Here is a 23,533-nt window from a genome sequence, read left to right as displayed (position 1 = left end):
GCCTGCTTGGCCGCGGGCGTCGAGTTGACGGGCGCGGCAAAAGTGACTTTAACGTGAAATCGCCGGAGAGCCTGCGCCAGTGGATGGGGGGAAACACTGGCGAGTTCTCCGGCGATTTGACTGGTCTTCAGGACAAGACCAGTCCGATCATCACTCGCACCCTTATGAGGTAATTAAGAGACTACGGCCCGTGGTTGAGAATAGCCGGGACGCAAGCTGTGCGTTTGCCATTAACCTATTTTTGGAGTCCAGGGCGTCCGGGCATTCGTGTCAAATGGGTCGCGCGTGCTGGGGCAAACTGGTGCTTCGTTTGCATGCGCTGCCGCGGCAAAGCAATGATGGGGACATGATGAAAAAAATTGTGTTTCTTGGTTGCGGGTCCATGGGCGAGGCAATTCTGGGCGGCATGCTTGCCGCCGGAGTTTCCCCGACGTCGGTGACAGTGACGGTGCGGCGCCCCGAGCGCGCCAACGAATTGGTTGAGCGCCACGGCATTACGGCACTGGCTTCCAATGAAGAGTCCGGTGCGAATCAACAGGCTGTCCAAGGCGCCAGCGTGGTGATCCTGGGTGTGAAGCCCGTGGGAATCGTTGACATGTGCCGGGAAGTTGCCGAAGCTCTTGACCCCAACGCTGTTGTCATCAGCGTAGCCGCCGCCGTTTCCCTGGCGCAGATTGAGGGCGGATTGCGGCCGGGGCAGCCCGTTGTGCGTTCGATGCCCAACACCCCGTTGAAGGTTGGTCGCGGCGTAGTTGCCCTGTCCGCCGGTTCCAGCGTTGAAGAGCACCACTTGGCGAACGCGCATGAGATCTTTGCTGGCTCCGGCGTGGTTCTCGATGTTCCCGAGGAGCAGCAGAACGCCGTTTCCGCAATCAGCGGTTCAGGACCGGCCTACGCCTTCTACCTGGCCGAAGCCATGGCTGCGGCAGGAGAGGCGCTTGGACTGGCGCCGGAAATCGCCCAGGTGCTGGCCCGTGAAACCGTGGCGGGAGCCGGCATGATGCTGGCCGAGCCCGGCGCCAACGCCTCCGATCTGCGCCGCGCCGTGACCAGCCCCAAGGGCACCACCGAGCAGGCCATTGCCACCTTTGACCGCCAGGGCTTGCCGGCAATCGTGAAGGCTGGAGCCGAGGCGGCAGCCGCCCGTGCTGCTGAGATCACCGCAGAGCTGGGACAGAACTAGCTCCTGGCTGTGTCCGCCACTGCGGTGCCGTGCAATTTCGCTGCAGACATGGTGATCCGCGCCCGGTTAAATCGGGCGCGGATCACCATATGTGCGTCTCAGCAGGGAAAGCGGCCCTCAGCGGCGTCCGCTTCGAGCTTCAGCAGCAATGATTTGGCCTCAGCGCCGCCCAAGTAGGCACCCTGGCCGCCGTCCGAGCGGACCACCCGGTGGCAAGGCACCACAAGAGGCAGCGGATTGCGGGCACACGCGGTCCCCACAGCGCGCACGGCCCGAGGGCTCGACGTATGGGCCGCGACGGCCGCATAGCTGGACGTATGGCCATACCCAATCTCCTGCAGGTGCGAGAGCACCTCACGCCTGAAGCCGTGCGCCAGCCGGAAATCCAAGGCAAGGTCAAAGTGGCGGCGACGCCGGGCGAAATATTCCTCGAGTTCCTTCGCCGCCGCATCCAGGCGGGCCGGCGCGGCCAGGATGCGCGGACTGATGGTGGCCGCCAACGACTCCAGCACGGCATCGTGGCCCTCGCTGGCGAAGGCAACGCGCACCAAGCCCGCCTGGGTCCCGGCCAGCAACAGCCGCCCCACAGGCGAGTCGATGACCCGATAAGCCACATCCACCAGCCCCTGGGACGCAGCCTTTTGCCGGAAAACCGCGCCCAGCCGCTCAAGCGAGGCAGCTTCAGCCTCCGCCACTGGTGCAAGTTCCACAGGTAGTTTATGCTCGCCCATCGTGTTCCGTCCCTTCGTTTGGCACCAACAACGTGCGCAACGCTTTCATGCCGTCGGCCGCTGCCCGCCGTGCCGCGGCCTCTGAATTGCCGAGTAATGCGGCCACATCCACATAGCGCAGCCCGGCCAGGTGGTGGTAGACCACCGCTTGTTGTTGGGTGGGCGGCAGCGTCGCCAGTGCCGCCCATACCAACCGGGACGTCTCTCCGGCTTCCACAGCACGCACGACGTCGTCCCCTCCTCCCAGCCCTGCGTCGCCCCCGTGCGAACCCGGCAGGGGACGGAAGGGGCCTGCCTCTGCTCCGGGCCTCGGCAAATCGGCCGCCAAGAGGGGCAGGCGGCCGGCTTTGCGGTGGTGGTCCACCGCCTTGTTCCGGGCGATGGTGACAAGCCAGGCCTCGCGATTGCGAACCTCTCCGCTCGACGGGTAGGCCCGCAAGGCTGCCAAAAAAGTCTCCTGCCACACATCATCGGCATCAACCATGCCCACCAGCGCACGGCACACGCGCAGCACCGCAGCCCCGTGGCGTGCCACCAGCGCCTCAAAAATCGGCAACGCAGCGGCGGGAGCAGCCGGGCTGTGCGTTGCGGTTTGCTGGACGCGGGACCCTGCGGGCGCCGCCGTCCCTGCGGTCTCTGCGGGCGCCGCCGTCCCTGCCGTCCCTACGGGTTCTCCGCCCGTTCCGGCTGGCGGCGTGCTCAAAACAACGTGCCCGTGTGGGTGCGGGCGGGGTTTTCCAGCTCGAGCAGGAACTGTTTGCGTTCAAGTCCGCCTGCGTAGCCCACCAGCGAGCCGTCGGAGCCGAGCACCCGGTGGCAGGGGACGATGATGCTGATCGGGTTGCGGCCATTGGCCGAGCCCACGGCCTGGGCCATGGAACGGTCGCCCAACAGAGCCGCCAAATCCCCGTAGCTGCGCACTTCACCGAAGGGAATGGTGCCCAGTGCAGCCCAAACGCGTTGCTGGAAGTCACTGCCGCAGGGCGCCAGCGGGACGGAAAATTCCTGCCGGCCGCCGGAAAAGTATTCGTCCAATTCCGTCGCTGTCTGTGCCAAGACGGGCGAACCCGACGCTGCCACTGCATCCCCCAACATCTCCCAAACCGGGCGGCGCTTGTGCTCAGCCATGTACACGGCCTGCAGCCCAGTGCCATTCTCCACCGCCGTCAGCAAGCCCAGCGGGGAGTCAAAAACCATGTGCCTAACCATCAAAACACCTCCTGCCCGGTAGACGCGGCCCAAGCGAAAAACGTGAGGTCAGGGGCGTGATGCGAAGCGTTCCAGCAGGTCCACATAGCCGGAGACAATGAGCATGTCGCGGCCGGAAACACGCGTTTGCGGCTGCGCGTAGGTGAAATCCTCCCCCGGGGACTTCACCCCGACTATGGTCACGCCATACTTGGAGCGCACTTTGGACTCCTCCAGCGTGAACCCCTGCGTTTCCTTCGGCGGATACATCTTCACAATGGCGAAGTCGTCGTCGAACTCGATGAAGTCCAGCATGCGCCCGCCCACCAGGTGCGCGGCACGGACGCCGGCGTCGGCCTCGGGATAGATGACGTGGTTGGCACCAATGCGCGTCAGGATCTTGCCGTGCGACTGCGTGATGGCCTTGACCCACAGGTGCGCAATGCCCAAATCCACCAGGTTCACGGTGATCAGCACGCTGGATTCAATGGAGGTTCCCACACCGACGACGGCGGAGCTAAAGTCCTGTGCCCCGAGCTGGCGCAGTGCATCCATGTTGGTGGCATCGGCCTCCACGACATGGGTGAGCACGCCGGCCCACTTTTGCACCAAGGCCGGGTCGCGCTCGATCGCCAACACTTCGCGGCCCTGCTTGACCAGCTGGTGGGCCGTGGCGGCACCAAAACGGCCCAGCCCAACCACTAAAACTGGAGCATTGTGCGGCGGACGGTTGCTGGAGTCGATTTTCTCAGCCAATGATGGGCCTCTCTTCCGGGTAGTGGTACAGCTGGCGGCGCTGGCGCAGTGCCAACGCCGAAGCCAAAGTGATGGAGCCGACCCTGCCGAAGAACATCATGGCGCAGAGGATGTATTTGCCCGACGGCGGGAGCTCGCCGCTGAGACCGGTGCTTAGTCCCACGGTGGCGAAGGCGGAGATGGTTTCAAAAAGCACCCGGTCCAACGATTGCCCGGAGATGGCGAGCAGCAGTCCGCAGGCAACCATGACGAAGGTGGCGCCCATCACGATGACGGAGATGGCGACGCGCATGGTGCCTTGGGGGATGGTGCGGCCATGAATCTTCACATCGTTGTCGCCCCGGGCTTCGGCCACAATGGCCAGAAACATCACTGCCAGGGTGGTGACCTTGATGCCGCCGGCGGTTGAGGCGGAGCCGCCGCCCACAAACATGAGGGCGTCGGTGAGCAGCATGGTGGGGGAATGCAGCGCATTCATGTCCACCAGGTTAAAGCCCAGGGAACGGGGCATGACGGAGGCAAACACCGAATGCGTGATCTTGTCCCCGACGCTCATGCCGCCAATGGTTGCCGGGTTGGTCCATTCCATGGCACCCCACAGCAGGGCGCCGGCCACCAAGAGCATCAGCGAGACTTGGACGGTGAGCTTGGCGTGCAGCGTCCACTTCTTGAACCGGAAGCCTGTGGCCAACAGCACCATCAGCACGGGGAAGCCCAAGCTACCGATGAAGCCGCCCACCATGAGCGGGGTCAGGATCCACAAATCTGCTTCATAGGGGACCACGCCGTCGGAGTGGGGTGTGAAGCCGGCGTTGTTAAAGGAAGAGATGGCATAAAAGACGGAGTGCCAGATGGCTTGGGGAGGCGGTTCGCCCAGAATCAGGAATCGTGGGACCAGTGCCAATGCCAGCACCAGTTCAATGGCCACCGACGTGCTGATGACAATGCGAAGCAAGGTGCCCACCTCGCCCAGACGCCCGGCGCTCAAGGCCTCCTGGGCAATGAGTTTTCCGCGCACGCCCAGTCGCTTGCTGACCATGAGCGACATCAGCGAGGCCAAGGTGAGGATGCCCAGACCGCCCACGAAGATGCCGATCAAAATGACCAACTGGCCAAAAAACGACCAGTGCAGTGCCGTGGAGACAGTTGTCAGGCCGGTGACACAGACGGCTGAAACTGCCGTGAAAAGCGCGTCGTGGAACGCAGTGGCTTCACCGTCCCTGGCCGCAGCAGGCAGGGACAAGGTCAGGGTGAAGGCGAGGATGACCAGCGCAAAGACTATGAGCGCCAACCGTGCCGGTGAGCTGTTTGCAACCCTGTCGACGAAGTCGCGGACACTGACCACAACCCGTATGGGCCAGTCCGGCAGCCACCGAGTCACTGTTGAATTAGCTGTCAACGCCGTTGCGCCCCTCCTGCCATGAACTTTCGCAAAGCCGCGAATACGGCAATTGCGTCCAGACTTGGGTAGCCTGTGATGGATGTCATCATTTGCCAGCTCAGGGCCAGCGGCCGTCCCGACAAGCATAGTCTGCGATGCGGCCATGTCCGCGTACAATTTTGGCCCGAACCATCCCATGTCGCCCAAGCGTTTGGATCTCACGTCCGCGTTGGCCCGCGAGCTGGGAATCATTGATCTTCCCCAGGTGCAGGTTGTCGAGTCCTATGTGCCGTCCGACGACGAGCTGGCCTCCGTGCACGACCGCGACTATATTGCCGCCGTGCGACGAGTCGGGGACGATCCCTCGCTCAGCGACCCGGCCCGCGGCCTTGGCACCGAGGACGATCCAGTATTTGCCGGGATCCATGAAGCCAGTGCCAGGCTGGGCGGCGGTTCGCTGGTGGCCGCACAAGCAGTGCTTGATGGCACAGTGACACGTGCGGTGAACTTTGGCGGCGGCATGCACCACGCATTCGCCGGCAAGGCGAGCGGGTTTTGCATTTACAACGACACGGCTTTGGCCATCGCCAAGCTGTTGGACTCGGGTGTGTCCAAAGTGGCCTACATCGACATTGATGCACACCACGGCGACGGCACCGAAAGCATCTTCTGGGACGATCCCCGCGTCCTGACCATTTCGCTGCACGAATCCGGGATGACACTTTTCCCGGGAACGGGCTTCGCCAATGACATGGGCGGGCCCCTGGCACAGGGTGCAGCCGTCAACGTCGCCTTGCCCTCCGGCACATCCGACGCCGGTTGGCTCAGAGCCTTCCACGCCGTCGTCCCGCCCTTGGTCAAAGCCTTTGAACCGGAAGTCATCTTCAGCCAGCACGGCTGCGACTCGCACCGTGACGATGCTCTGACGCACTTGAACACAAGTGTTGACGGTCAACGCGAGGCAGCGCTGACCATTGCAGCGTTGGCGGAGCAGGTGTGCGACGGGCGCTGGATCTCCACCGGTGGCGGCGGCTACAACATTGTCAGCGTTGTGCCGCGGGTTTGGTCGCACTTGATGGCGATTGCGGCCGGACGGCCGGTTCCGCTGCGCACACCCGTGCCTGAGCCCTGGCGGGAGCACGTGGCGGAAAAATACGGCAGGGTGGCGCCGGAATTCATGGGCGAGGGCGCCGACACCTGGTGGCGCTCGTGGGAGGTTGGCTACAATCCCTCCGATGCGCTGGACAGGACCGTCATGGCCACCCGGAAGGCCGTCTTTCCCCTGTACGGCCTGGACCCGTGGTTCGATTAGGCCCCACGCCCTCCCAACGCTCGCAAGTTCGCGTCGGGTCCCTCGGGCGCGTGGGCCCACCCACCGGCCGGCCGGATAAATCGCTGAAGCGATTTCCCCGGAACCTGACCGGCGTGGGCCCACCCACGCCGTTCCCACGCTCGCAAGTTCGCGTCGGGTCCCTCGGGCGCGTGGGCCCACCCACTCGTTCGGGTGCCGATCTTCACTTTGCGGATGCTGTTGTGGACATATGTCGTTAGGGTAGTGGAATGGTTGCAGAAAAAGTCTTTGCGGTAATTGCCGAAACCACCCGCCGGGACATCTTGGCGGCGCTGGCACAGGAGACGAAGGCAGTGGGCCAGCTGGTGGACGAGTTGGGGGTTTCCCAGCCAACCGTGTCCAAACACCTTCGAGTGCTGCGCGAAGCAGGTGTCGTGACCATGCGCGCCCAGGGCCAGAAGCGCTTCTACGGCATCAACACCGAACCTCTCACGCTGGTTGCAACGTGGCTGGAATCCCTCGGAGCCGGTACGAAGACAGCCCCGGTGGCAGCTCCAACGCCGACCGAAGCCGGAACTGTTGCCGTTCAGCAACATCCAAGGAATAGGCAGCCCGCCGTGTCCTTCCCGGTAGCAGCCACCGAAACCACGGCGAACGGAACCTCCGCCGCTCGCCCAGCTCCGGTACCCATGGCCCCGGCGGTTCGTGTTCCGGCACCGGCGGCCGTAGCGCAAGCCCTCCCGGTCCCTGCGGAAGAATCCGCGCCTGCGAACATCCCGACGGCAGCAAAATCATCGGCGACGACCGAGACAGCTCGAGTGGAAGCTGCGGAATCGCTGGCAGCTGCGAAGAGCGCGAAGACTGCAACCGACGCGGCGCCCATTGTTCCTGCAACGGGCCCGCCAACGCAGGGAGGCGCCCTGGTTGTACAGTCGAGCGCCGTGCAACAGAGCGCTGTGCAGTCGAACGAACCTGACGGCAGCATGCAGGGGCAAATTAGCCGTGGCGTGGGGCGCGCCGCCAACAAGGCGGCGGATCTGCTGGCCAACCTGCCCGCGTTCAGACGCCGAAAAGACTAAAGACGCCAAGTATTCAATTCTGATCTGGAAAAATATGCATGATATTACATATAATGTCATGCTGTGAGAAGAATTAGCGTCATGGGCTGGGTGCCTGCAAGATTGCTCCTGAGCATATTTTTGCGCTTTCTGGCGCCTCACCCTTTTCAGGAGACTCATGGATACCAGGCTAGAAGCCATCCGGGAGCAAGTTTTAGCCCGCAACCCCGGTGAAAAAGAATTTCATCAGGCAGTTTTGGAAGTTTTCGAAAGCCTCGGCCCCGTTTTGGATAAGCATCCGGAATTTGTCGATGCCGCCGTGCTGCAGCGCTTGTGCGAACCCGAGCGCCAGATCATTTTCCGTGTGCCGTGGATGGACGATGCCGGCCGCGTGCAGATCAACCGTGGTTTCCGTGTTGAGTTCAACTCCGCGCTTGGCCCGTACAAGGGCGGCCTGCGCTTCCACCCTTCGGTGTACCTGGGCATTGTGAAGTTCCTTGGCTTTGAGCAGATTTTCAAGAACGCGCTGACAGGCATGCCCATCGGCGGCGGCAAGGGCGGGTCCGACTTTGACCCGCGCGGGCGGTCCGACGCCGAAGTCATGCGTTTCTGCCAGAGCTTCATGACCGAGCTTTACCGCCACATTGGCGAGTACACCGACGTCCCCGCGGGCGACATTGGTGTTGGGGGCCGCGAAATCGGCTACCTGTTCGGCCAGTACAAGCGCATCACCAACCGCTTCGAGTCGGGAGTTCTGACCGGCAAGGGTGTTGGTTGGGGCGGTTCGCTGGTGCGTCCCGAAGCCACTGGCTTTGGCACCGTCATGTTCACCCAGGAAATGCTCAAGACCCGCGGGAGCTCGCTTGACGGCCAGCGCGTTGTGGTCTCCGGGTCCGGAAACGTGGCAACCTTTGCCATCGCCAAAGCACAGCAGTTCGGTGCCAAGGTTGTGGCCTGCTCGGATTCCTCCGGCTACATTGTGGACGAGAACGGCATTGACGTTTCGCTGCTGCGCCAGATCAAGGAAAAGGAGCGCGGACGCCTGAAGGAATACGCCGTCCGCCGCGGCGCGTCCGTCAGCTATGTCGAAGGCGGTTCCGTCTGGGACGTCAATGCCGCCGTGGCCCTGCCGTGCGCCACCCAGAATGAAATCAACACCGAAGCTGCCACCCGCATGGTCAAGAACGGCCTGGTTGCGGTTGCTGAAGGCGCCAATATGCCTTCCACTAGCGGTGCCATCGCAGTGTTCCAGGAAGCTGGGATCCTGTTCGCCCCGGGCAAGGCGGCCAACGCCGGCGGCGTGGCAACCTCCGCTCTGGAAATGCAGCAGAACGCCAGCCGCGACGCCTGGACCTTCGAGCACACCGAAGAGCGCCTGTCGGAGATCATGACAGGCATCCACAACCGTTGCGCCGAGACCGCCGAAACTTACGGCTCCCCGGGCAACTACGTGGTGGGCGCCAACATCGCCGGCTTCGTCAAAGTGGCCGACGCCATGCTGGCCCAGGGCCTGATCTAGCGGCCCCTGCTCGTCCGGTGTCTGGACAAGCACGACGGCGCGTCCCCACTGAGGTGGGGGCGCGCCGTCGTGCTTTCTCCACCGTCTGCGCCGTGCAATCTAGCCTTGGCTGGCCAACCCAGCCTTGGCCGCGCAAGCCGGTCGTCGCTGTGCATGCCGACCGTCAGGCGGGGCGCCCCGAGGCGCCAATTTTTGCGCCGTGGGAAGTTAAAATCGCGAGCCGAAAATGGCGTAGGGTCGGCCAAGGTGGGCGGTCGAGCGGCCGAACATGCCCTGAGACCTCGGAAGAAGCGCTAATGAATACTATGCTCGCGGGCGGTTCCCGGGCTGCCGTCAATGAGTCCGCCGTCATTGAGGCCACGGTGGCCGCCTGGAAGCCGGGGGCCCTGCCGGCAATCCGCACGAAATCGGTGCCTGCATGAACGGCAACGACCGCCGGGAGACGGTGCTGTACAGCAACAAGATGTCCGCGGAATCCCTGGCGGGCTGGGTCCGCGAAGGGCCGTTGGCCATCACGGACGGACACGACGGAGCCGTGTTGGCCAGCAGTGCCGATGCCGACGAGCTGGGGGCCCACGCCCATTTCGTCCTGTGGTGCCCGGAGATCTTTCCCGACCGGATCCGGATTTCCTGGGACTACCATCCCATTGACGGCGAAGGTCTTGCCATGGTGTTCTTCGGGGCGCAGGGCAGTGCAGGACGGGACCTTTTTTCCCCCGAGCTTGCTCCACGCACAGGGTTTTATCCGCAGTACCATTCCTCGGACATCGCCGCGCTGCACGTCTCCTACCAGCGGCGGAAATTTGCCTCCGAGCGGGCGTTCCGCACCTGCAACCTGCGCAAGAGCCCCGGCGGCCACCTAGTGGCGCAGGGGGCCGATCCGTTGCCCAGCCCCGAAGATGCCGACGGGTTCTACCGCGTGGAAGTGTGCAAGGACGGCCCGCACGTCACCCTGAGCATCAACGGCCTGCAGATTTTCCACTGGCTGGATGACGATTCCGGAACCGGGCCGCAAATTGGCGGTGGCTATCTGGGCTTCCGCCAGATGGCCCCGTTGCGTGCAGCCTACAAAAATTTGACGGTTGCACAACTTCACTGACGTGGCATCACAGTAGTCCGGACTGTGGGCCGCCACAGCAGGGCGGAGCGTTGCTCCGCCCTGCTGTGATCACCGATACGCTGGGAGCAGCGCCGGCAGTCAAGGTGCCGGCAACTCGCGAGGGGAGTGGATCGTGGCCAAGACAACGGCGCCTGAACACGTGGTTGTTGTGGGTGCGGGAATCATCGGATTGAGCACTGCCTGGTATTTGCAGGAGCACGGCATCAAGGTCACCGTGGTGGATCGCGGCGGCGTGGCCTCCGGCTCTTCGTGGGGCAACGCCGGCTGGATCACTCCGGCCCTGACGCTGCCGCTGAGCGAGCCCACAGTGCTGACGTACGGGCTCAAGGCCATGCTGGACCCGGCCTCGCCCCTCTACATACCCTTTACCACCGACCCGGCGCTGCTGCGGTTCCTGCTCGGCTTTGCCCGCAACTGCACGCCTGGGAAGTGGCGCGCAGCCATGGCGGTCTTCGCAGAAATCGGGCGCAGCGGCATTGACGCTTTTGCGGAACTTGCCGCCGGGAATCCGCCCCCGGCCGAGACCACGCACCCCGCTGATCCCTTCCTCGCCGGATTCTCCTCGCTGAAGGACCGTGAGGCCCTTGTCAAGGAATTGCACGTCATCCGTGAAACAGGGGGTGCCGTGGACTTCACGCTCATCTCGGGAGAGGAAATCCGCACCCTTGAGCCCACCCTGGGCAGCGGGGTCGTGGCCGGGGTGGAAATTCGGAACCAGCGCTACCTCAACCCACCGGCGTTCATGGAATCCCTGGCCGAGACCGTGGTCTCCCGGGGTGCTGAACTTCTCACGGCGTTCAACGTCGTTGACATCCGCGACAACGGCTCCGGCGTGGACGTGGTTGCTTCGGAAGGGCGTCTCCTGAAGGCCGACGCCGTCGTGCTCGCCACGGGCGCGTGGCTGGGGAGGCTGGCGCGCAAGTTCGGTCTCAAGCGGGTGGTCCAGGCAGGTCGCGGCTACAGCTTCTCGGTTGTGCCCGAGGCTATGCCGCGCCACCCCATCTATTTCCCGGCCCAGCGCGTCGCATGCACCCCGCTGGGGGACAGGTTCAGGGTCGCAGGCATGATGGAATTCAAGGACGCCGACGCACCCTTGGACCCGCGACGCATCCGGGCCATCGTGGAGGCGGCCTCGCCCATGTTCACCGGCATCGACTTCGAAGACAGGGCGGAGGAATGGGTGGGGTCCAGGCCCTGCACCACCGACGGTTTCCCGCTCGTGGGCGCCACCCGGTCCCCGCGAGTCCACGTGGCGGGCGGGCACGGCATGTGGGGAGTTGCGCTGGGGCCGCTGACGGGAAAAATGGTTGCTGCAGAACTGACGGGAAACACGCCGCCGGCCGGCATGCAGCACTTCAATCCGCTGCGCTAGCGCATGGCCGCCACCTGGCACCGCTGACACGCATGGTGGCAGCAAATACGCACCTTGAACGCTGGTGGGGACTCCCTCCGGCGCCCATTTGTGTGAAAGGTGCGGTTACGCGGGCAGGTGCGCATGTGCGGGCAGTGCTGGGACGGATTTGCTGGATGCCTGCGGCTCTGCTTATGGTGTGGGGATGACAAACCGTTGGTATGCGTATTTTTCGTTGGCTCTGGAGGGGCCCGCGTCTAACTGACACGCATCCAACTTACCTTCAGAGCCAACAGGACAGGGAATTCATTCCCTGTCCTTCGCCATTTTCAGGCGGGCTCCGAAGAGGGGGCCTGCAGCCAGCCCCAACATAAGGAAAGCCACCCCATGAGCACTACAGCAGCCACCGAAAGCACAGCAGCGGCTCCGGCGTCCACAAGGAACCTGCGCGTCAGCCACTTCACCGAACTGCCGTCGCCTGCCGAGCTGGCCGCGGGGCTGCCGCTGGATGCGCACACAAGCAACGTCGTCGAACGCGGCCGCGACCAGGTCCGCGCCATCATGGACGGGCTTGACGACAGGCTCCTGGTGGTGGTGGGCCCGTGCTCCATCCATGACACCGAGGCCGGGCTGGAATACGCGCGCCGGCTGGCTGAAACCGCCAAGGAACACGTTGCGGACCTGCTCATTGTGATGCGCGCCTACTTCGAAAAGCCGCGCACCACCGTTGGGTGGAAGGGCCTGATCAACGACCCCGCGCTCGATGGCAGCCACGATGTGGCCAAGGGACTGCAAATGGCACGGAAGTTCCTGCTCGACGTGGCCCGCCTGGGGCTGCCCACGGGCACCGAATTCCTTGAACCCATCAGCCCCCAATACACCGCCGATTTGATCTCCTGGGGAGCCATTGGCGCACGCACCACCGAGAGCCAGATCCACCGCCAGCTCTCCTCCGGGCTTTCCATGCCCATCGGCTTCAAGAACGGCACCGACGGGGACCTGCAAGTTGCCTTGGATGCGTGCAACGCCGCCAGTGCACCCCAGTCGTTTCTGGGAATTGACGGGGACGGCCGGGCCTCCCTTGTCAGCACGGCCGGCAACCAGGACACCCATGTAATCCTGCGCGGCGGGCGCAAGGGCCCCAATTACCACGCAGCGGACGTGGCGCAGGCCTCAGCCCAGGCGACACAAGCCGCCGTCAACCCGCGGTTGATCGTGGATGCCAGCCATGCCAACTCCGGCAAGAGCCACCACCGCCAGGCCGAGGTAGCGCTTGAATTGGGTGCCCAGCTGGAAGCCGACGACGCCACGGCCCATACGATTGCCGGTGTCATGCTGGAGAGCTTCCTGGTAGGTGGCGCCCAAAAACTCGACGTCGACCAGGTGGCCTCCGGCGACGCCGCATTGGTTTACGGCCAAAGCGTCACCGACGCCTGCATGGACTGGGACGTGACGGCGGATGTGCTGGCCAAGCTGGCCGGGGCCTCGCACGCCCGCCGCACATCCGTTGCCTGAGGAAACATCCTTCACAGACACCACTTCTGCCCCTAGAGTTAGCCTTGGGAGTGGAAAGGCTGCACGTGGGAAAATGGATGTTTCAGCCGAATAGTCGACACCGAGGATGGCCATGACGCAGGAGCAGGATTTCTCCGATGTGAAATTCCTGACGGTTCAGGAAGTCGCCTCACTCATGCGCGTGTCTAAAATGACGGTGTACCGCATGGTGCATGCCGGTGAGCTGCCAGCCGTCCGTTTTGGCCGCTCGTACCGGGTGCCGGCCAACGCTGTGGAGAGCTGCCTGCGCGCGGCAGTGGTGGACGGCACAGCGACGCACGAAGCCCCCGGTTCGGCGCATACAGGGTAAAGGCGGTACCCTAGGAAAGATCCATTTTCGGCTTTGACCGATTCCTGCGATCGGTCGACCTAATCGTTACGGCCTCATTCGAGGTTGTTCTATGCAGTTTGTGAGGAACTTTCATGGGTTCAGTAGTCAAGAAGCGCCGCAAGCGGATGTCCAAGAAGAAGCACCGCAAGCAGCTGCGCAAGACGCGTCACCAGCGTCGCAACAAGAAGTAAGCAGCTCCTTCGCGAAAGCGCCCGTTCACCCTTGTGGTGTGCGGGTGTTTTTTTGCTTAATTTCCGCTACCGTCGCCGCACCATGGCAATGCCTTTCCACAGCCCGTAGACCACGCCGGCGCCGGTGGCCGCCCGCAGGCCCAGCGTGGCGGCGCGGCGCCCGGAGCGGTAGTCGTAGATGGGCCAGTTGTTTTCGCGGGCGTGCCTGCGCAGCTTCGCGTCGGGATTGATGGCCACCGGATTGCCCACGGTCGTCAGCAACGGAATGTCGTTGTAGGAGTCGCTGTAGGCCCAACTGCGGGAAAGATCCAAGCCCTCCTGCTCGGCCAGTTCGTGAACTGCCCGGCCCTTGGCGGGACCATGCAGAATCTCACCCACCAGGCGCCCGGTGTACAAGCCGTCTTCAATCTCGGCCACGGTGCCCAGCGCCCCAGTGAGGTTCAGCCGCTCCGCAATGACCCCGGCAACTTCAACAGGGGTTGCCGTCACAAGCCACACCTGGCGGCCGGACTTGAGGTGTTCTTGTGTCAGCGCCCGCGTGCCCGGCCAAATCTTGGAGACGATCATCTCGTCGTAAACTTCTTCGCCAAGTTCGCGGACAAAGTCGGCCTTGATGCCGGCGGCGAGTTTCTGCGCGGAGTCTTGAACGGAATGGACATCGCTCATGTTTTCCCCGCGCAGGATGAACTTGGCCTGTTTCCACGCGAAGCCAGCGACATCCCGAAGGGTGAACGCACGCTTCTGGTACATTTTTCGGGCCACATGGAACAAGCTGGCGCCCTTCATCAAAGTGTTGTCCACGTCGAAGAAAGCGGCCTCGCCCTGGTGCAACGCAGTGGTCGAGACGGCCTCGGCACTGTTGGTATTCACGTCGGGCATGGAACGAGTCTAGTCAATGCTGCTCCCATGTGCTCCCTCCGCCACTTGCAGCGGGGTTAACTGTGGTGAAACTTTCATTTGCCGGCGGACGTCTCCCGGCGGCAGTCGGCAGGCGTGCCCGGCCAAGGGTTCATTGGGTAGGTTGTATCCATGACACAAGCTGCCGGTGAGCCGGCCACCAGCAATGCCACCACCAGCAACGCCGACGCCGCGGATGGACACCTGCGCGTTCCGTTGCTTGAGCTTCTTACCAGGGGCGGGTGCCACCTGTGCGAAGCTGCCCGCGTCGTCGTGGCCGAGGTGGCCGGCAATCTCGGTCTGCCCTGGCACGAGGTTGACATAGACGGCGACGAGAATTTGACTACCCGCTACGGCGAGGAAATTCCCGTGGTTCTGGTGGACGGCATTCAGCGCGACTTTTGGCAGATAGATCCGCTCAGGCTGCGCAGCATCCTCGATCGGGCCGCGGCGGGCCAGTAGGCGCCTGCCGGCACGCCGAGCAGCTGACTTGGGGGAGGACAGTGGCGGCTTTCGGCTTTTGGTGATGGACCGGGCACGACTTACAGTGGAGGCAGGCGAGTGCGGACCTTGCGGATACACATTCAGCAACGGGGCGCGGCCTCAGTTTGAGAATGTGGAGTGTTGTCTTGATCCAAGCGCAGATCCCCGAAGGACAGCCGCCAGAGCCTTCCCGGCAGCTTCCACCTGCCACGGTGGCCCGGCTGACACTTTATTTGCGCACGCTGAATTCCTTGTTGGCCAGTGGCACTGACAGCGTTTCCTCGGAGGCGTTGGCAGAGTCGGCCGGGGTGGGCTCGGCCAATGTCCGCAAGGACCTTTCCTATCTTGGCTCCTACGGCACCCGCGGAGTCGGCTATGACGTGGCCAACTTGAACCGGCAGATATCCCAGGCTCTGGGCCTAACGCACGAGTGGCGTGTGGCCATTGTGGGTGCCGGCAACTTGGGCCGAGCGCTGGCCCGCTACGCCGGGTTCGAATCCCGCGGCTTCGACGTTGTGGCCTTGTTGGACGCCGACCAAATGGTGGTGGGCAATGAGGTGGGCTGGCTGCGCGTCAACGATGTGGTGAACTTGGAGACCGTGCTGAAGAGCACCCGCGCCAACATGGTTGTCTTGGCCCTGCCGGCAGCCGTGGCCCAGTCCGTGTGCAACAGGGTTGTGGCAGCGGGGGTCCACAGCATTCTCAGCTTTGCCCCGGTTGCGTTGAGCGCACCGGACTTCGTGAATCTGCGCAAGGTGGACATGGCAACTGAATTGCAGATTCTCGCCTATCACGCCAAAAGATCCCAGCATTCCTCCCTGGAGCAGGACCGCCCGGGAACATAAACGTACCTTTCCCGCTCGTGGGGCCGTTGCCCAGTGCGCTTTTGCACAGAAGGTGCGTCTGTGCGCGGAACGTGCGGTTACAGTCGGCGCGCCTTGTGCTCCTTGTGCTCCTTGTGCGCCAGGAAGTAGTCCTTGGACGGCGAGCGGAACAGCAGGATCATGGCAATCACGCCCAGGGAAATCTGGACAATGGCGAGCACATTGGGCTGGCCCAACGCCAAAAGTGAGAAGCACGCCAGCACCAGGGCCGTGATTCTGGCCCAATTGGTGCCTCGGCGAATCTTCTTGGCCAGATAAAAGTAGGCAATGCTGCCCAGCACGCTCAACACAAACGCCGTGTAGAGCAGGGTGTTCATCATCGCCGGGTCCGCATAAAAACCGGCCAGGGTGGGGTCTCCGGCAGTCGCCGCTCGGATGGTGTTCACCGCCACGTCGCGCAGCGAGGGAACAAGCAGGACAAGAACCACGGCCAGCGTGGAGAGCAGCTGCAGCACGCCCGCCAGTTGGATCAGCCTTACTGCCACGAGGAGGGGTTTTGGCGGGGCCAAGTGTGGGCCGGCAACGTTGGGCACGCCCTGCTGGGCGCCTTGGTAGCCCGGATAGGCAGCGGCCGGGGGAAGAGGCGACGGCGACGTGTTGGCGGCTTGTGCGTCCTTCACTTCTTGCGGCGGTTCCCACCCGGCGGGTGCATATTCTCCGTATCGGGGGACGCCCGGGGCAACCTCGCCGTAGCTGCCAGGTTGGGGAGTGGGGCGCTCTTGGGGTTCTTCACCGGAGGTGGTCATGACAGCTGCTCTTTCAGTGGTGCGGGATCTTGGCCAAGGCTACGGACCAGGGAAGGCGCCGAAAGGTGGCCAGAGAAGAAAAAAGAGGCCGCGGCGGGTATTGCTTCAACCCTACGCGACCTCTCCGCACACAACTACTTGCCGTGGCCGGCTACTTGCCGTGGCTGGCGCGGGAATTGAGCCACGCCGTTGATTCGGGCATCCACATCAGCACTGCCGCAACAATGCCCAGCCAGACGCCGACGGTGGTGCCGAAGAATATCAAGAAGATGCTCACCACCACGATGATTGAAAGCGCCATTCTGGCCCATTGCATCCCTTCCTTGAGCTTCATGGCGCAAATGACAATCGCAGCAATGATCACGAGGGAAACGACTGTCATCACGATTCCACGGAAGCCGTTGCCGCGAAGATACGGGGAGGCCAACAGGAACAGTGCAGCGATGAAGGACAGGAAGGCGAAGAAAAGCGAGATCCCGGCAGTGACAAGCCACATGATGTACGAGATCTTCAGCAGCGGGGGCAGTCCCTCCGTTTTGAACAAGCTGGAGAATCCGCCCGCCGGCATGACGTCGGCCATGGAGCGGGGCGTGTCAGTGGGCATCTCGAACTTTAAGCTGTTGTCGGGCTGCTGGTACTGCGGCTGTTGGTACTGCGGCTGTTGGTACTGGGGCTGCTGGGGCGAGCCCGGCTGCTGCTGATACCCGGGCGGGGACTGCTGGTACCCGGGAGGTGATTGGTATCCGGGCGGGGGCTGAGCCGCACCGCCGGGGAGGTTGGGGTTGTGTGCGGGAGCAGCATTTGGATCGGGCTGGGAACCATAACCGTCAGGAGATGGTTGCGAGCCTGGTTGCTCGGGACCTGGGGACTCATTCGGTGTGCTCATGCTTAGAACCCTAGTCGCGGCGCGAACGCTTGTATAGGCGAGCCAAGCGCAGCAAAATGCCGGTCCGCAAGAAGCTGCGAACCGGCATTGGGCCTGCAACAACGGCCGACCAGCCCTAATCGAGAGGTGGGCTATGCCGCTCGAGAGGTGGGCTATGCCGCCTTCACGAAGGCGACGTCGAGAGTGATGGTCACCTTGTCGGAGACCAGCACGCCGCCGGCTTCCAATGCGGCGTTCCACGTCAGCCCAAAGTCCTTGCGGCTGATGACGGTGGAGGCTTCAAATCCGGCACGGGTGGCCCCGAACGGGTCAACAGCGACGCCGTTGAACTCGCCCTTGAAGGTTACGCTCTTGGAGATGCCGCGGATGGTCAGCTCGCCCGTCATTTCAAAGCTCTCCGCGTCGCCGGCAATGGTGGAGGAGACGAAGCCCAGCGTCGGGAAGGTTTCAACGTCGAAGAAGTCGGCGCCGCGGACGTGGCCGTCGCGGTTGACATCGCCGGAATTGAAGCTGTCCGCTTGGATGGTGGCGGTGACGGAGGAATCGGCAACGGTTTCGCCCAGTGCCAGTGTTGCCTCGAGGTCGGTGAACTTTCCGCGGACCTTGGAGATGCCTGCGTGGCGGACCATGAAGCCCACTTCCGAATGGGTGGCGTCGAAGTTCCACGTCCCTTGGGCAAGTCCGGCGGATTCGGTGGTGGTTGCTGACATGTGGTGCTCCTTGCAAGCTCTGTGTTGGTGATTGTGTGGTGTTGGTGGATGCTCGGGCCAGCCCCTGTGGTTGACCTTCACCACCTATAAACATACGTTTGCATGTAATATTCCCGCATAACCAAAATTGCTTGCCGGGTACGGATTAACCCCTTGCTGGCCAACTTTGAGAAACTGGGAGCATGTCCCAAGTAACAGTGCATCTTCTACGCCACGGCGAGGTATTCAACCCCGATGGCGTGCTTTATGGCCGACTCCCCGAGTTTCATCTCTCCGAGCGCGGCCGTGCCATGGCCGTGCTGGTGGCCGAGCACTTCGCAACCCTTGCCACGCGGGGTGCGGCCCCGGTCTACCTGGTCGCCTCGCCGCTGACCCGCGCCCAGGAGACGGCGCAGCCCACCGCGGAGGCGCTGGGTCTGGACATTGTGACCGATCCGCGCATCATTGAGGCCGAAAACCATTTTGAAGGTCTCGTCATGAGCCCCGCCGAACTGCGCAAGCCCAAGCACTGGCCCTACTTCGTGAACCCGTTCAAGCCCTCCTGGGGCGAAGCCTACTCGGCCCAGGCCGAACGCATGCTGGCAGCGGCACGCGACGCACGCCGTCGTGCCTTCGAGCTCGGCGGGGACGGGGCCCAGGCCATCATGGTCAGCCACCAGCTGCCCATCTGGTCCACGCGGCGAAGCGCCGAAGGGCAGCGCCTGTGGCACGACCCCCGCAATCGCGAATGCACGCTGGCTTCGCTCACGTCATTGACGTTCGACGGCGACGACGTCATCGATGTGGTGTACAGCGAACCGGCGGCCGAATTGCTGCCCGGCGCGGCCACCACCCCCGGGGCATAAGCACCACGGCATACAGCTGACAATCAGCTATTCGACGTAGCGTAGAACATAATGCCATTTCTGTGCGTGCACGATGGCTCCCACAAGATGAAAGGCAGCATCGTGACGTTCTCGATGAGCCGCAGGGCACTGCTGGCTGCAGGCGGTGCCGCACTGACGGTGGCCCTGGCAGCCTGCTCCGGCACCGACCAGCTCGCTGAGCAGGCAAACGCCGGGGACAACAAGAACTACATCGCCGGCGACGGTTCCGTGACCGAATACGGGGCCGCGGACCGGAAGCCTCCGGTGGAGTTCACGGCCACCACGTTCGACGGCAAAACGGTCGATGCCGCCGACTTCCCCGGCCGGGTCACAGTGCTGAATTTTTGGTACGCAGCCTGCGCCCCTTGCCGTGCCGAGGCCCCCGACCTGCAGACGCTCTCGAGCGACTTTGCCTCCCAGGGCGTTGATTTCATGGGTGTGAACGTGCGTGATGAGAAAGCCACGGCGGAAGCCTTTGAACGCAACTTCGGGCTGGAGTACCCCAGCATCGCGGACAAGGACGGCGGCGTTTTATTGGCCTTGACCAAGTTTGTGCCGCCGTCGGCCGTCCCCACCACCTTGGTGCTGGATAAAAAAGGCCGCGTGTCGGCACGCATCCTCGGCATTGCCGACAAGGGCACCCTGAAGGCCCTGATCACCGGCGCACTGGCAGAAAATTAGCGGCCGCCCACCTCCATGAACAATCCCTTCGCCGAGACAGTGCTGAGCGGCTCCATGCTGCTGGCCATGCCTGTTGCGCTCTTGGCCGGCCTGGTCTCCTTCCTTTCACCCTGCGTCCTGCCCCTTGTGCCCGGCTACCTGGGCTATGTGAGCGGACTGAGCGGGGCCGATCTGCAGGAGGAGCGCCGCGGACGCATGCTGGCCGGGATCGGGCTGTTCGTGTTGGGGTTTTCCGTGGTGTTTGTGCTCATCGGAGCCATTTTCGGCCAGCTGGGGGCGTGGCTCATGGGGCCCGACGCCGCCTGGGTCACCCAAGCGCTTGGCGTGGTCGTGATCCTGATGGGCGTGGTGTTCCTGGGCGGCATGGGCTGGTTCCAGGGGGAAGCGAAAATTCATGCGAAGCCGCCGGCCGGACTGTGGGGTGCACCGATTTTGGGCGTAACCTTTGGACTGGGCTGGGCACCGTGCATCGGACCAACTTTTGCTGCGGTGCAGACGCTGGCGTTTTCGGATGGATCCAGTGCCGTCAAGGGTGCCTTCTTGACATTTGTGTATTGCTTGGGACTTGGCTTGCCGTTCCTGTTGATCGCCTTGGGCGCCCGCCGCGGGCTGGGGGCCCTGTCGTTCTTCCGCACGCACCGCCGCGGACTGCAGTACTTTGGCGGCGGCATGCTGGTGGTGCTGGGCCTGCTCATGGTCACGGGTGTGTGGGGCAACTGGATCAATGAGCTGCAGTTTTGGTTTGCCAATGAAGTGAGATTGCCAATCTAATGAAAGAGACAGTGGTGGAAGATCCCGTGGGCCAGGAGCCGAAGGACAAAGCGTCCAAAGGCAAGGCGGCCAAAGGCACAGCGCCGAAGGGCGGTGGCAGTGATGCTGTCCTGCCCCAGCTCGGCGTTCTGGGCATGTTCCGCTGGGCCTGGCGGCAACTGACAAGCATGCGCACCGCCTTGTTCCTGCTGCTGATGCTGGCCGTGGCAGCAGTGCCCGGTTCCTTGTTCCCGCAGCGCCCCTCGGCACCGTCCGAGGTCACCCAGTATTTGAAGGACAACCCCGTCTCGGGACCCGTCATGGACTGGTTCAAGCTCTTCGACGTGTATTCCTCGCCGTGGTTTGCCGCCATTTACCTGCTGTTGTTCACCTCCTTGGTTGGCTGTGTCCTGCCGCGCGCCAAGATCCATGCCAAGGCCATGCGTTCGGCCCCGCCGCGGACGCCCAAGCGGCTTTCGCGCCTGGCCGAGTACGGCACCGTCACCATCCCGGCCGGCAGCGGCGTTGACGCCGAAACCGCGGTCAGGGATGCCGCCGTCGTCTTGAAGTCCCGCCGTTACCGCGTGGATATTCGCGACCTGGACACCGAGCGCCCGTCGGTGGGCGCCGAGATCGGCTTCCTGAAGGAAGTGGGCAACCTCATCTTCCACACCGCCATGATTGGCGTCCTGGCAGCCATCGCCTTCAGCGGGCTCTTTGGCTACAGCGGCCAGCGCGTGCTCGTGGAGGGCGAAACTTTTGTCAACACCTTGGCCAGCTATGACAAGTTCACCCCCGGTGCCAACTTCGCCGGCAACAACCTGGAGCCGTACTCGGTGCAGCTTGACCGGCTTGTGGTGAAGTACGACCGTTCCACGGAGGCCCACTACGGGCAGCCACTGGACTTCACTGCCACGTTGACCACCAAGGACGGACCCGAGGCTGAGGCAAAAGCCCAGACGCTGAAGGTCAACGACCCGGTGGGCATTGGCGGCACCAACGTCTACCTTGTGGGCAACGGCTATGCACCTGTCATCACCGTCAAGGACGGTGCAGGAAAAGTTGCGTTCCAGGGGCCTGTGGTCACCATCCCGACCGATGGCGCCTACACCTCGCTGGTGGTGATCAAGGTTCCCGACGCGAAACCGGAACAGTTGGGATTTGTGGGCTTCTTCCTCCCCACGGCCCTCGTTGACGAGAAGGGCGTGGCTTTTGGCTCCGACCCCGACCCGTTCAACCCGCAGCTCAACCTGAACGCCTTCACGGGCGACCTTGGCCTCGACGGCGGCATCCCGCGGAACGTGTACACACTGGATACCTCCAAGATGACCGAAATCAACTCCCGCAACCTGGACGCAGGCGGCATTGTGCTGGGGCCCGACCAGAGCTACACCCTGCCCGGGAACAACGGAAGCATCAGCTTCGACGGCATCAAGCGGTTTGCCGCACTGGATATCCGGCACGACCCCGGCCAGGTGTACGTTCTGGTGTTTGCGCTGTTGGCCCTCGCCGGGCTCATGGCGTCCCTGTTCATGAGCCGACGACGGGTGTGGGTCCGCACGGGCAACCACCCCGACGGACGCACCATGGTGGAGTTCGGCCTGCTGGCGCGCGGCGAAGACCACCGCCTGGCCGGCGAATACGTTGCCATCAACAAAGCTCTGCACGCCAAATGGCTGGTGCCCATGGACACTGCGGGGCAAAATGGTGAGCAGGGACAATCAACAACCAACGACTCCGCCCAAGGCGTCGCCGCGGCAAGTAAGGACCACTAATGCCAGAGATCAATGAGGGCTTTGCCCAGCTCAGCGAGCAGCTTATGCTGGTGGCCGGCTTGGCCTACGCTGTAGCTTTTTGCGCCTACGCTTGGGACCTTGTGACCTTCAACCAAGCGGTCAAGAAGGGGCTGGCGGATCAAACAGCCAGCCAAACGGCCGTTCAGCACAGCGAGTCGGCCGTGCTCGCCGGTGTAGGCGCCCGCGGCACCGCAGGGCAGGACCTCGGCTCCGGTCCGCAAGGCCGGGGTGTGCGTCCCAGCAGCAAGACCCACGGAGGGCCCGACGGAATCACCGCCGGGGACTCCATGCGCTATGGCAAGGAACGCCGCGTTGTGGCCCGGGTGGCCGTGGCACTGACTGTGGTGGCCGCCGTCGTCCAAGGCTTCGCCGTGCTGTTCCGCGGTTTAGCGGCAGGACGCGTGCCGTGGGGCAACATGTACGAATTCTGCACCACAGGCTCCTTTGTGGTGGCAGTGGTGTTCCTGATCGTTTTGACCCGCCGCGACCTGCGCTTCCTGGGCACCTTCGTCATTGGGCTGGTGCTGCTCATGGTGGTGGCCGCCTCGGTGTCGTTTTGGACGCCTGTGGGGCATCTGGTGCCTGCACTGCAAAGCTACTGGCTGATCATCCACGTCTCGATTGCCGTGATGTCTTCGGCCTTCTTCACCATCACGTTTGCCATGTCCGTGCTGCAACTGCTCCAAGCCCGCCGTGAAGTCTCCATCGCTTCGGGCAAGAAGGACAAGGCACTCGTGATGCGGCTGGTTCCGAACGCCTTGAGCCTTGAAAATCTGTCCTACCGAATCAACGGCATCGCTTTTGTCGGTTGGACACTGACGCTGATGTTTGGTGCCATCTGGGCGGAAAAGGCGTGGGGGCGCTTCTGGGGCTGGGACACGAAGGAAGTGTGGACCTTTGTCATCTGGGTGGTTTACGCCGGCTACCTGCACGCCCGCGCCACCAAGGGCTGGACCGGCACCCGCGCCGCGTGGCTGTCCATTGTGGGTTACCTGTGCGTGGTCTTCAACTTCACCATCGTGAACATGTACTTCTCAGGTCTGCACTCTTACGCCGGCGTAGGCAGCTAGTTCGCGCCGGAACCGGGTGGCCCTCAACGGCCTCGAGGAAACCGCCCAGGGATGATTTCCCAAGCGGGCGGTTTCCTGTGCGGAGCCGGGTTGCAGCATTCATAGGGTTG

The 23,533-nt window shown here is 63.3% G+C and carries 26 protein-coding genes; 17 read left to right on the top strand and 9 right to left on the bottom strand.

Annotation, left to right across the window (positions count from 1 at the left end; all coding sequences use genetic code 11):
- Positions 1 to 346: 346 nt before the first annotated feature.
- A complete protein-coding gene (gene proC, locus QMG25_RS00900) occupies positions 347 to 1,183 on the top strand; it encodes a pyrroline-5-carboxylate reductase (protein ID WP_283456392.1) in 837 nt (278 codons plus the stop codon).
- A 98-nt stretch (positions 1,184 to 1,281) separates the two neighbouring features.
- Here the strand turns inward: proC and QMG25_RS00895 are convergent, their stop codons facing one another.
- Genes QMG25_RS00895 through QMG25_RS00875 form a run of 5 tightly spaced genes read right to left on the bottom strand, consistent with a single transcriptional unit; the run spans position 1,282 to position 5,239 of the window.
- Complete coding sequence (locus QMG25_RS00895) at positions 1,282 to 1,914, bottom strand: methylated-DNA--[protein]-cysteine S-methyltransferase (protein ID WP_502866318.1); 633 nt, start codon at positions 1,912 to 1,914, stop codon at positions 1,282 to 1,284.
- Positions 1,901 to 2,617 (bottom strand): RNA polymerase sigma factor, encoded by a 717-nt coding sequence (locus tag QMG25_RS00890; protein ID WP_283456390.1) that lies wholly within the window; start codon positions 2,615 to 2,617, stop codon positions 1,901 to 1,903. The genes QMG25_RS00895 and QMG25_RS00890 overlap by 14 nt, the downstream gene beginning before the upstream one ends.
- Positions 2,614 to 3,111, bottom strand: coding sequence for a methylated-DNA--[protein]-cysteine S-methyltransferase (locus QMG25_RS00885; RefSeq protein ID WP_283456388.1), 498 nt, complete (start codon positions 3,109 to 3,111; stop codon positions 2,614 to 2,616). Before QMG25_RS00885 ends, QMG25_RS00890 begins: the two co-directional genes overlap by 4 nt.
- Before the next feature lie 60 nt (positions 3,112 to 3,171).
- Entirely contained in the window at positions 3,172 to 3,858 is a 687-nt protein-coding gene (locus QMG25_RS00880) for a potassium channel family protein (protein ID WP_283456386.1), read from the bottom strand.
- Entirely contained in the window at positions 3,851 to 5,239 is a 1,389-nt protein-coding gene (locus tag QMG25_RS00875; protein ID WP_283456384.1) for a TrkH family potassium uptake protein, read from the bottom strand. Before QMG25_RS00875 ends, QMG25_RS00880 begins: the two co-directional genes overlap by 8 nt.
- A gap of 163 nt (positions 5,240 to 5,402) precedes the next feature.
- Between QMG25_RS00875 and QMG25_RS00870 the strand changes: the two genes are divergently transcribed.
- The 9 genes from QMG25_RS00870 to QMG25_RS00830 all read left to right on the top strand — a co-directional run bounded on the left by QMG25_RS00870 (position 5,403) and on the right by QMG25_RS00830 (position 13,654).
- Positions 5,403 to 6,551, top strand: coding sequence for an acetoin utilization protein AcuC (locus QMG25_RS00870; protein WP_283456383.1), 1,149 nt, complete (start codon positions 5,403 to 5,405; stop codon positions 6,549 to 6,551).
- 248 nt (positions 6,552 to 6,799) lie between these two features.
- Positions 6,800 to 7,609 (top strand): metalloregulator ArsR/SmtB family transcription factor, encoded by an 810-nt coding sequence (locus QMG25_RS00865; protein WP_283456380.1) that lies wholly within the window; start codon positions 6,800 to 6,802, stop codon positions 7,607 to 7,609.
- A 157-nt stretch (positions 7,610 to 7,766) separates the two neighbouring features.
- Positions 7,767 to 9,107, top strand: coding sequence for an NADP-specific glutamate dehydrogenase (gene gdhA / locus QMG25_RS00860; protein ID WP_283456378.1), 1,341 nt, complete (start codon positions 7,767 to 7,769; stop codon positions 9,105 to 9,107).
- A gap of 296 nt (positions 9,108 to 9,403) precedes the next feature.
- A complete protein-coding gene (locus QMG25_RS00855; protein WP_283456376.1) occupies positions 9,404 to 9,529 on the top strand; it encodes a hypothetical protein in 126 nt (41 codons plus the stop codon).
- On the top strand, positions 9,526 to 10,206 hold the full coding sequence (locus tag QMG25_RS00850; protein ID WP_283456374.1) for a DUF1961 family protein: 681 nt from the start codon (positions 9,526 to 9,528) through the stop codon (positions 10,204 to 10,206). Before QMG25_RS00855 ends, QMG25_RS00850 begins: the two co-directional genes overlap by 4 nt.
- A 133-nt stretch (positions 10,207 to 10,339) precedes the next feature.
- Complete coding sequence (locus QMG25_RS00845; RefSeq protein ID WP_283456372.1) at positions 10,340 to 11,599, top strand: NAD(P)/FAD-dependent oxidoreductase; 1,260 nt, start codon at positions 10,340 to 10,342, stop codon at positions 11,597 to 11,599.
- 366 nt (positions 11,600 to 11,965) lie between these two features.
- Positions 11,966 to 13,093, top strand: coding sequence for a 3-deoxy-7-phosphoheptulonate synthase (locus QMG25_RS00840; protein WP_283456370.1), 1,128 nt, complete (start codon positions 11,966 to 11,968; stop codon positions 13,091 to 13,093).
- Positions 13,094 to 13,205: 112 nt separating this feature from the next.
- Complete coding sequence (locus QMG25_RS00835; RefSeq protein WP_283456368.1) at positions 13,206 to 13,442, top strand: helix-turn-helix domain-containing protein; 237 nt, start codon at positions 13,206 to 13,208, stop codon at positions 13,440 to 13,442.
- Positions 13,443 to 13,555: 113 nt separating this feature from the next.
- Positions 13,556 to 13,654, top strand: coding sequence for a 30S ribosomal protein bS22 (locus QMG25_RS00830; protein WP_074712200.1), 99 nt, complete (start codon positions 13,556 to 13,558; stop codon positions 13,652 to 13,654).
- Between the two features lie 66 nt (positions 13,655 to 13,720).
- Here QMG25_RS00830 and QMG25_RS00825 read toward each other — a convergent pair whose 3' ends face one another.
- Positions 13,721 to 14,533: an HAD family hydrolase gene (locus QMG25_RS00825; protein ID WP_283456358.1), complete on the bottom strand. Its 813-nt coding sequence runs from the start codon at positions 14,531 to 14,533 to the stop codon at positions 13,721 to 13,723.
- A gap of 150 nt (positions 14,534 to 14,683) precedes the next feature.
- On the opposite strand from QMG25_RS00825, the gene QMG25_RS00820 reads away from it, so the two are divergent.
- Complete coding sequence (locus tag QMG25_RS00820; protein WP_349307096.1) at positions 14,684 to 15,013, top strand: glutaredoxin family protein; 330 nt, start codon at positions 14,684 to 14,686, stop codon at positions 15,011 to 15,013.
- A 152-nt stretch (positions 15,014 to 15,165) separates the two neighbouring features.
- Positions 15,166 to 15,879 (top strand): redox-sensing transcriptional repressor Rex, encoded by a 714-nt coding sequence (locus QMG25_RS00815; protein WP_283456356.1) that lies wholly within the window; start codon positions 15,166 to 15,168, stop codon positions 15,877 to 15,879.
- Positions 15,880 to 15,956: 77 nt separating this feature from the next.
- Here QMG25_RS00815 and QMG25_RS00810 read toward each other — a convergent pair whose 3' ends face one another.
- From QMG25_RS00810 to QMG25_RS00800, 3 genes are all read right to left on the bottom strand, one after another.
- Positions 15,957 to 16,664, bottom strand: a complete 708-nt coding sequence (locus QMG25_RS00810) for a hypothetical protein (protein ID WP_283456353.1) — start codon at positions 16,662 to 16,664, stop codon at positions 15,957 to 15,959.
- 151 nt (positions 16,665 to 16,815) lie between these two features.
- Positions 16,816 to 17,268 (bottom strand): hypothetical protein, encoded by a 453-nt coding sequence (locus tag QMG25_RS00805; protein ID WP_283456351.1) that lies wholly within the window; start codon positions 17,266 to 17,268, stop codon positions 16,816 to 16,818.
- Positions 17,269 to 17,702: 434 nt separating this feature from the next.
- Positions 17,703 to 18,260, bottom strand: coding sequence for a YceI family protein (locus tag QMG25_RS00800; RefSeq protein ID WP_283456350.1), 558 nt, complete (start codon positions 18,258 to 18,260; stop codon positions 17,703 to 17,705).
- A 182-nt stretch (positions 18,261 to 18,442) separates the two neighbouring features.
- Between QMG25_RS00800 and QMG25_RS00795 the strand changes: the two genes are divergently transcribed.
- The 5 genes from QMG25_RS00795 to ccsB all read left to right on the top strand — a co-directional run bounded on the left by QMG25_RS00795 (position 18,443) and on the right by ccsB (position 23,423).
- Positions 18,443 to 19,105: a histidine phosphatase family protein gene (locus tag QMG25_RS00795; RefSeq protein ID WP_283456347.1), complete on the top strand. Its 663-nt coding sequence runs from the start codon at positions 18,443 to 18,445 to the stop codon at positions 19,103 to 19,105.
- A gap of 87 nt (positions 19,106 to 19,192) precedes the next feature.
- Positions 19,193 to 19,807, top strand: coding sequence for a TlpA family protein disulfide reductase (locus tag QMG25_RS00790; RefSeq protein ID WP_283456345.1), 615 nt, complete (start codon positions 19,193 to 19,195; stop codon positions 19,805 to 19,807).
- Between the two features lie 15 nt (positions 19,808 to 19,822).
- A complete protein-coding gene (locus tag QMG25_RS00785; protein ID WP_283456342.1) occupies positions 19,823 to 20,578 on the top strand; it encodes a cytochrome c biogenesis CcdA family protein in 756 nt (251 codons plus the stop codon).
- Entirely contained in the window at positions 20,578 to 22,332 is a 1,755-nt protein-coding gene (resB, locus tag QMG25_RS00780) for a cytochrome c biogenesis protein ResB (protein ID WP_502866317.1), read from the top strand. The genes QMG25_RS00785 and resB overlap by 1 nt, the downstream gene beginning before the upstream one ends.
- Positions 22,332 to 23,423, top strand: a complete 1,092-nt coding sequence (gene ccsB / locus QMG25_RS00775) for a c-type cytochrome biogenesis protein CcsB (RefSeq protein ID WP_283456340.1) — start codon at positions 22,332 to 22,334, stop codon at positions 23,421 to 23,423. Before resB ends, ccsB begins: the two co-directional genes overlap by 1 nt.
- The last annotated feature ends 110 nt before the right edge of the window (positions 23,424 to 23,533 follow it).

It is taken from the genome of Arthrobacter sp. H35-D1 (assembly GCF_030063185.1).
Lineage (GTDB): Bacteria > Actinomycetota > Actinomycetes > Actinomycetales > Micrococcaceae > Specibacter.
This window is presented reverse-complemented; position numbering and strand designations above follow the sequence as displayed.

What these genes read in the sequence shown, in the direction of transcription:
- proC (WP_283456392.1), top strand. Translation starts at nt 347, where the DNA reads ATGATGAAAAAAATTGTGTTTCTTGGTTGCGGGTCCATGGGCGAGGCA.
- QMG25_RS00895 (WP_502866318.1), bottom strand. Translation starts at nt 1,914, where the DNA reads ATGGGCGAGCATAAACTACCTGTGGAACTTGCACCAGTGGCGGAGGCT.
- QMG25_RS00885 (WP_283456388.1), bottom strand. Translation starts at nt 3,111, where the DNA reads ATGGTTTTTGACTCCCCGCTGGGCTTGCTGACGGCGGTGGAGAATGGC.
- QMG25_RS00870 (WP_283456383.1), top strand. Translation starts at nt 5,403, where the DNA reads ATGTCCGCGTACAATTTTGGCCCGAACCATCCCATGTCGCCCAAGCGT.
- QMG25_RS00865 (WP_283456380.1), top strand. Translation starts at nt 6,800, where the DNA reads ATGGTTGCAGAAAAAGTCTTTGCGGTAATTGCCGAAACCACCCGCCGG.
- gdhA (WP_283456378.1), top strand. Translation starts at nt 7,767, where the DNA reads ATGGATACCAGGCTAGAAGCCATCCGGGAGCAAGTTTTAGCCCGCAAC.
- QMG25_RS00855 (WP_283456376.1), top strand. Translation starts at nt 9,404, where the DNA reads ATGAATACTATGCTCGCGGGCGGTTCCCGGGCTGCCGTCAATGAGTCC.
- QMG25_RS00850 (WP_283456374.1), top strand. Translation starts at nt 9,526, where the DNA reads ATGAACGGCAACGACCGCCGGGAGACGGTGCTGTACAGCAACAAGATG.
- QMG25_RS00840 (WP_283456370.1), top strand. Translation starts at nt 11,966, where the DNA reads ATGAGCACTACAGCAGCCACCGAAAGCACAGCAGCGGCTCCGGCGTCC.
- QMG25_RS00835 (WP_283456368.1), top strand. Translation starts at nt 13,206, where the DNA reads ATGACGCAGGAGCAGGATTTCTCCGATGTGAAATTCCTGACGGTTCAG.
- QMG25_RS00830 (WP_074712200.1), top strand. Translation starts at nt 13,556, where the DNA reads ATGGGTTCAGTAGTCAAGAAGCGCCGCAAGCGGATGTCCAAGAAGAAG.
- QMG25_RS00825 (WP_283456358.1), bottom strand. Translation starts at nt 14,533, where the DNA reads ATGCCCGACGTGAATACCAACAGTGCCGAGGCCGTCTCGACCACTGCG.
- QMG25_RS00820 (WP_349307096.1), top strand. Translation starts at nt 14,684, where the DNA reads ATGACACAAGCTGCCGGTGAGCCGGCCACCAGCAATGCCACCACCAGC.
- QMG25_RS00815 (WP_283456356.1), top strand. Translation starts at nt 15,166, where the DNA reads ATGTGGAGTGTTGTCTTGATCCAAGCGCAGATCCCCGAAGGACAGCCG.
- QMG25_RS00810 (WP_283456353.1), bottom strand. Translation starts at nt 16,664, where the DNA reads ATGACCACCTCCGGTGAAGAACCCCAAGAGCGCCCCACTCCCCAACCT.
- QMG25_RS00805 (WP_283456351.1), bottom strand. Translation starts at nt 17,268, where the DNA reads ATGCCCACTGACACGCCCCGCTCCATGGCCGACGTCATGCCGGCGGGC.
- QMG25_RS00800 (WP_283456350.1), bottom strand. Translation starts at nt 18,260, where the DNA reads ATGTCAGCAACCACCACCGAATCCGCCGGACTTGCCCAAGGGACGTGG.
- QMG25_RS00795 (WP_283456347.1), top strand. Translation starts at nt 18,443, where the DNA reads ATGTCCCAAGTAACAGTGCATCTTCTACGCCACGGCGAGGTATTCAAC.
- QMG25_RS00790 (WP_283456345.1), top strand. Translation starts at nt 19,193, where the DNA reads ATGAAAGGCAGCATCGTGACGTTCTCGATGAGCCGCAGGGCACTGCTG.
- QMG25_RS00785 (WP_283456342.1), top strand. Translation starts at nt 19,823, where the DNA reads ATGAACAATCCCTTCGCCGAGACAGTGCTGAGCGGCTCCATGCTGCTG.
- resB (WP_502866317.1), top strand. Translation starts at nt 20,578, where the DNA reads ATGAAAGAGACAGTGGTGGAAGATCCCGTGGGCCAGGAGCCGAAGGAC.
- ccsB (WP_283456340.1), top strand. Translation starts at nt 22,332, where the DNA reads ATGCCAGAGATCAATGAGGGCTTTGCCCAGCTCAGCGAGCAGCTTATG.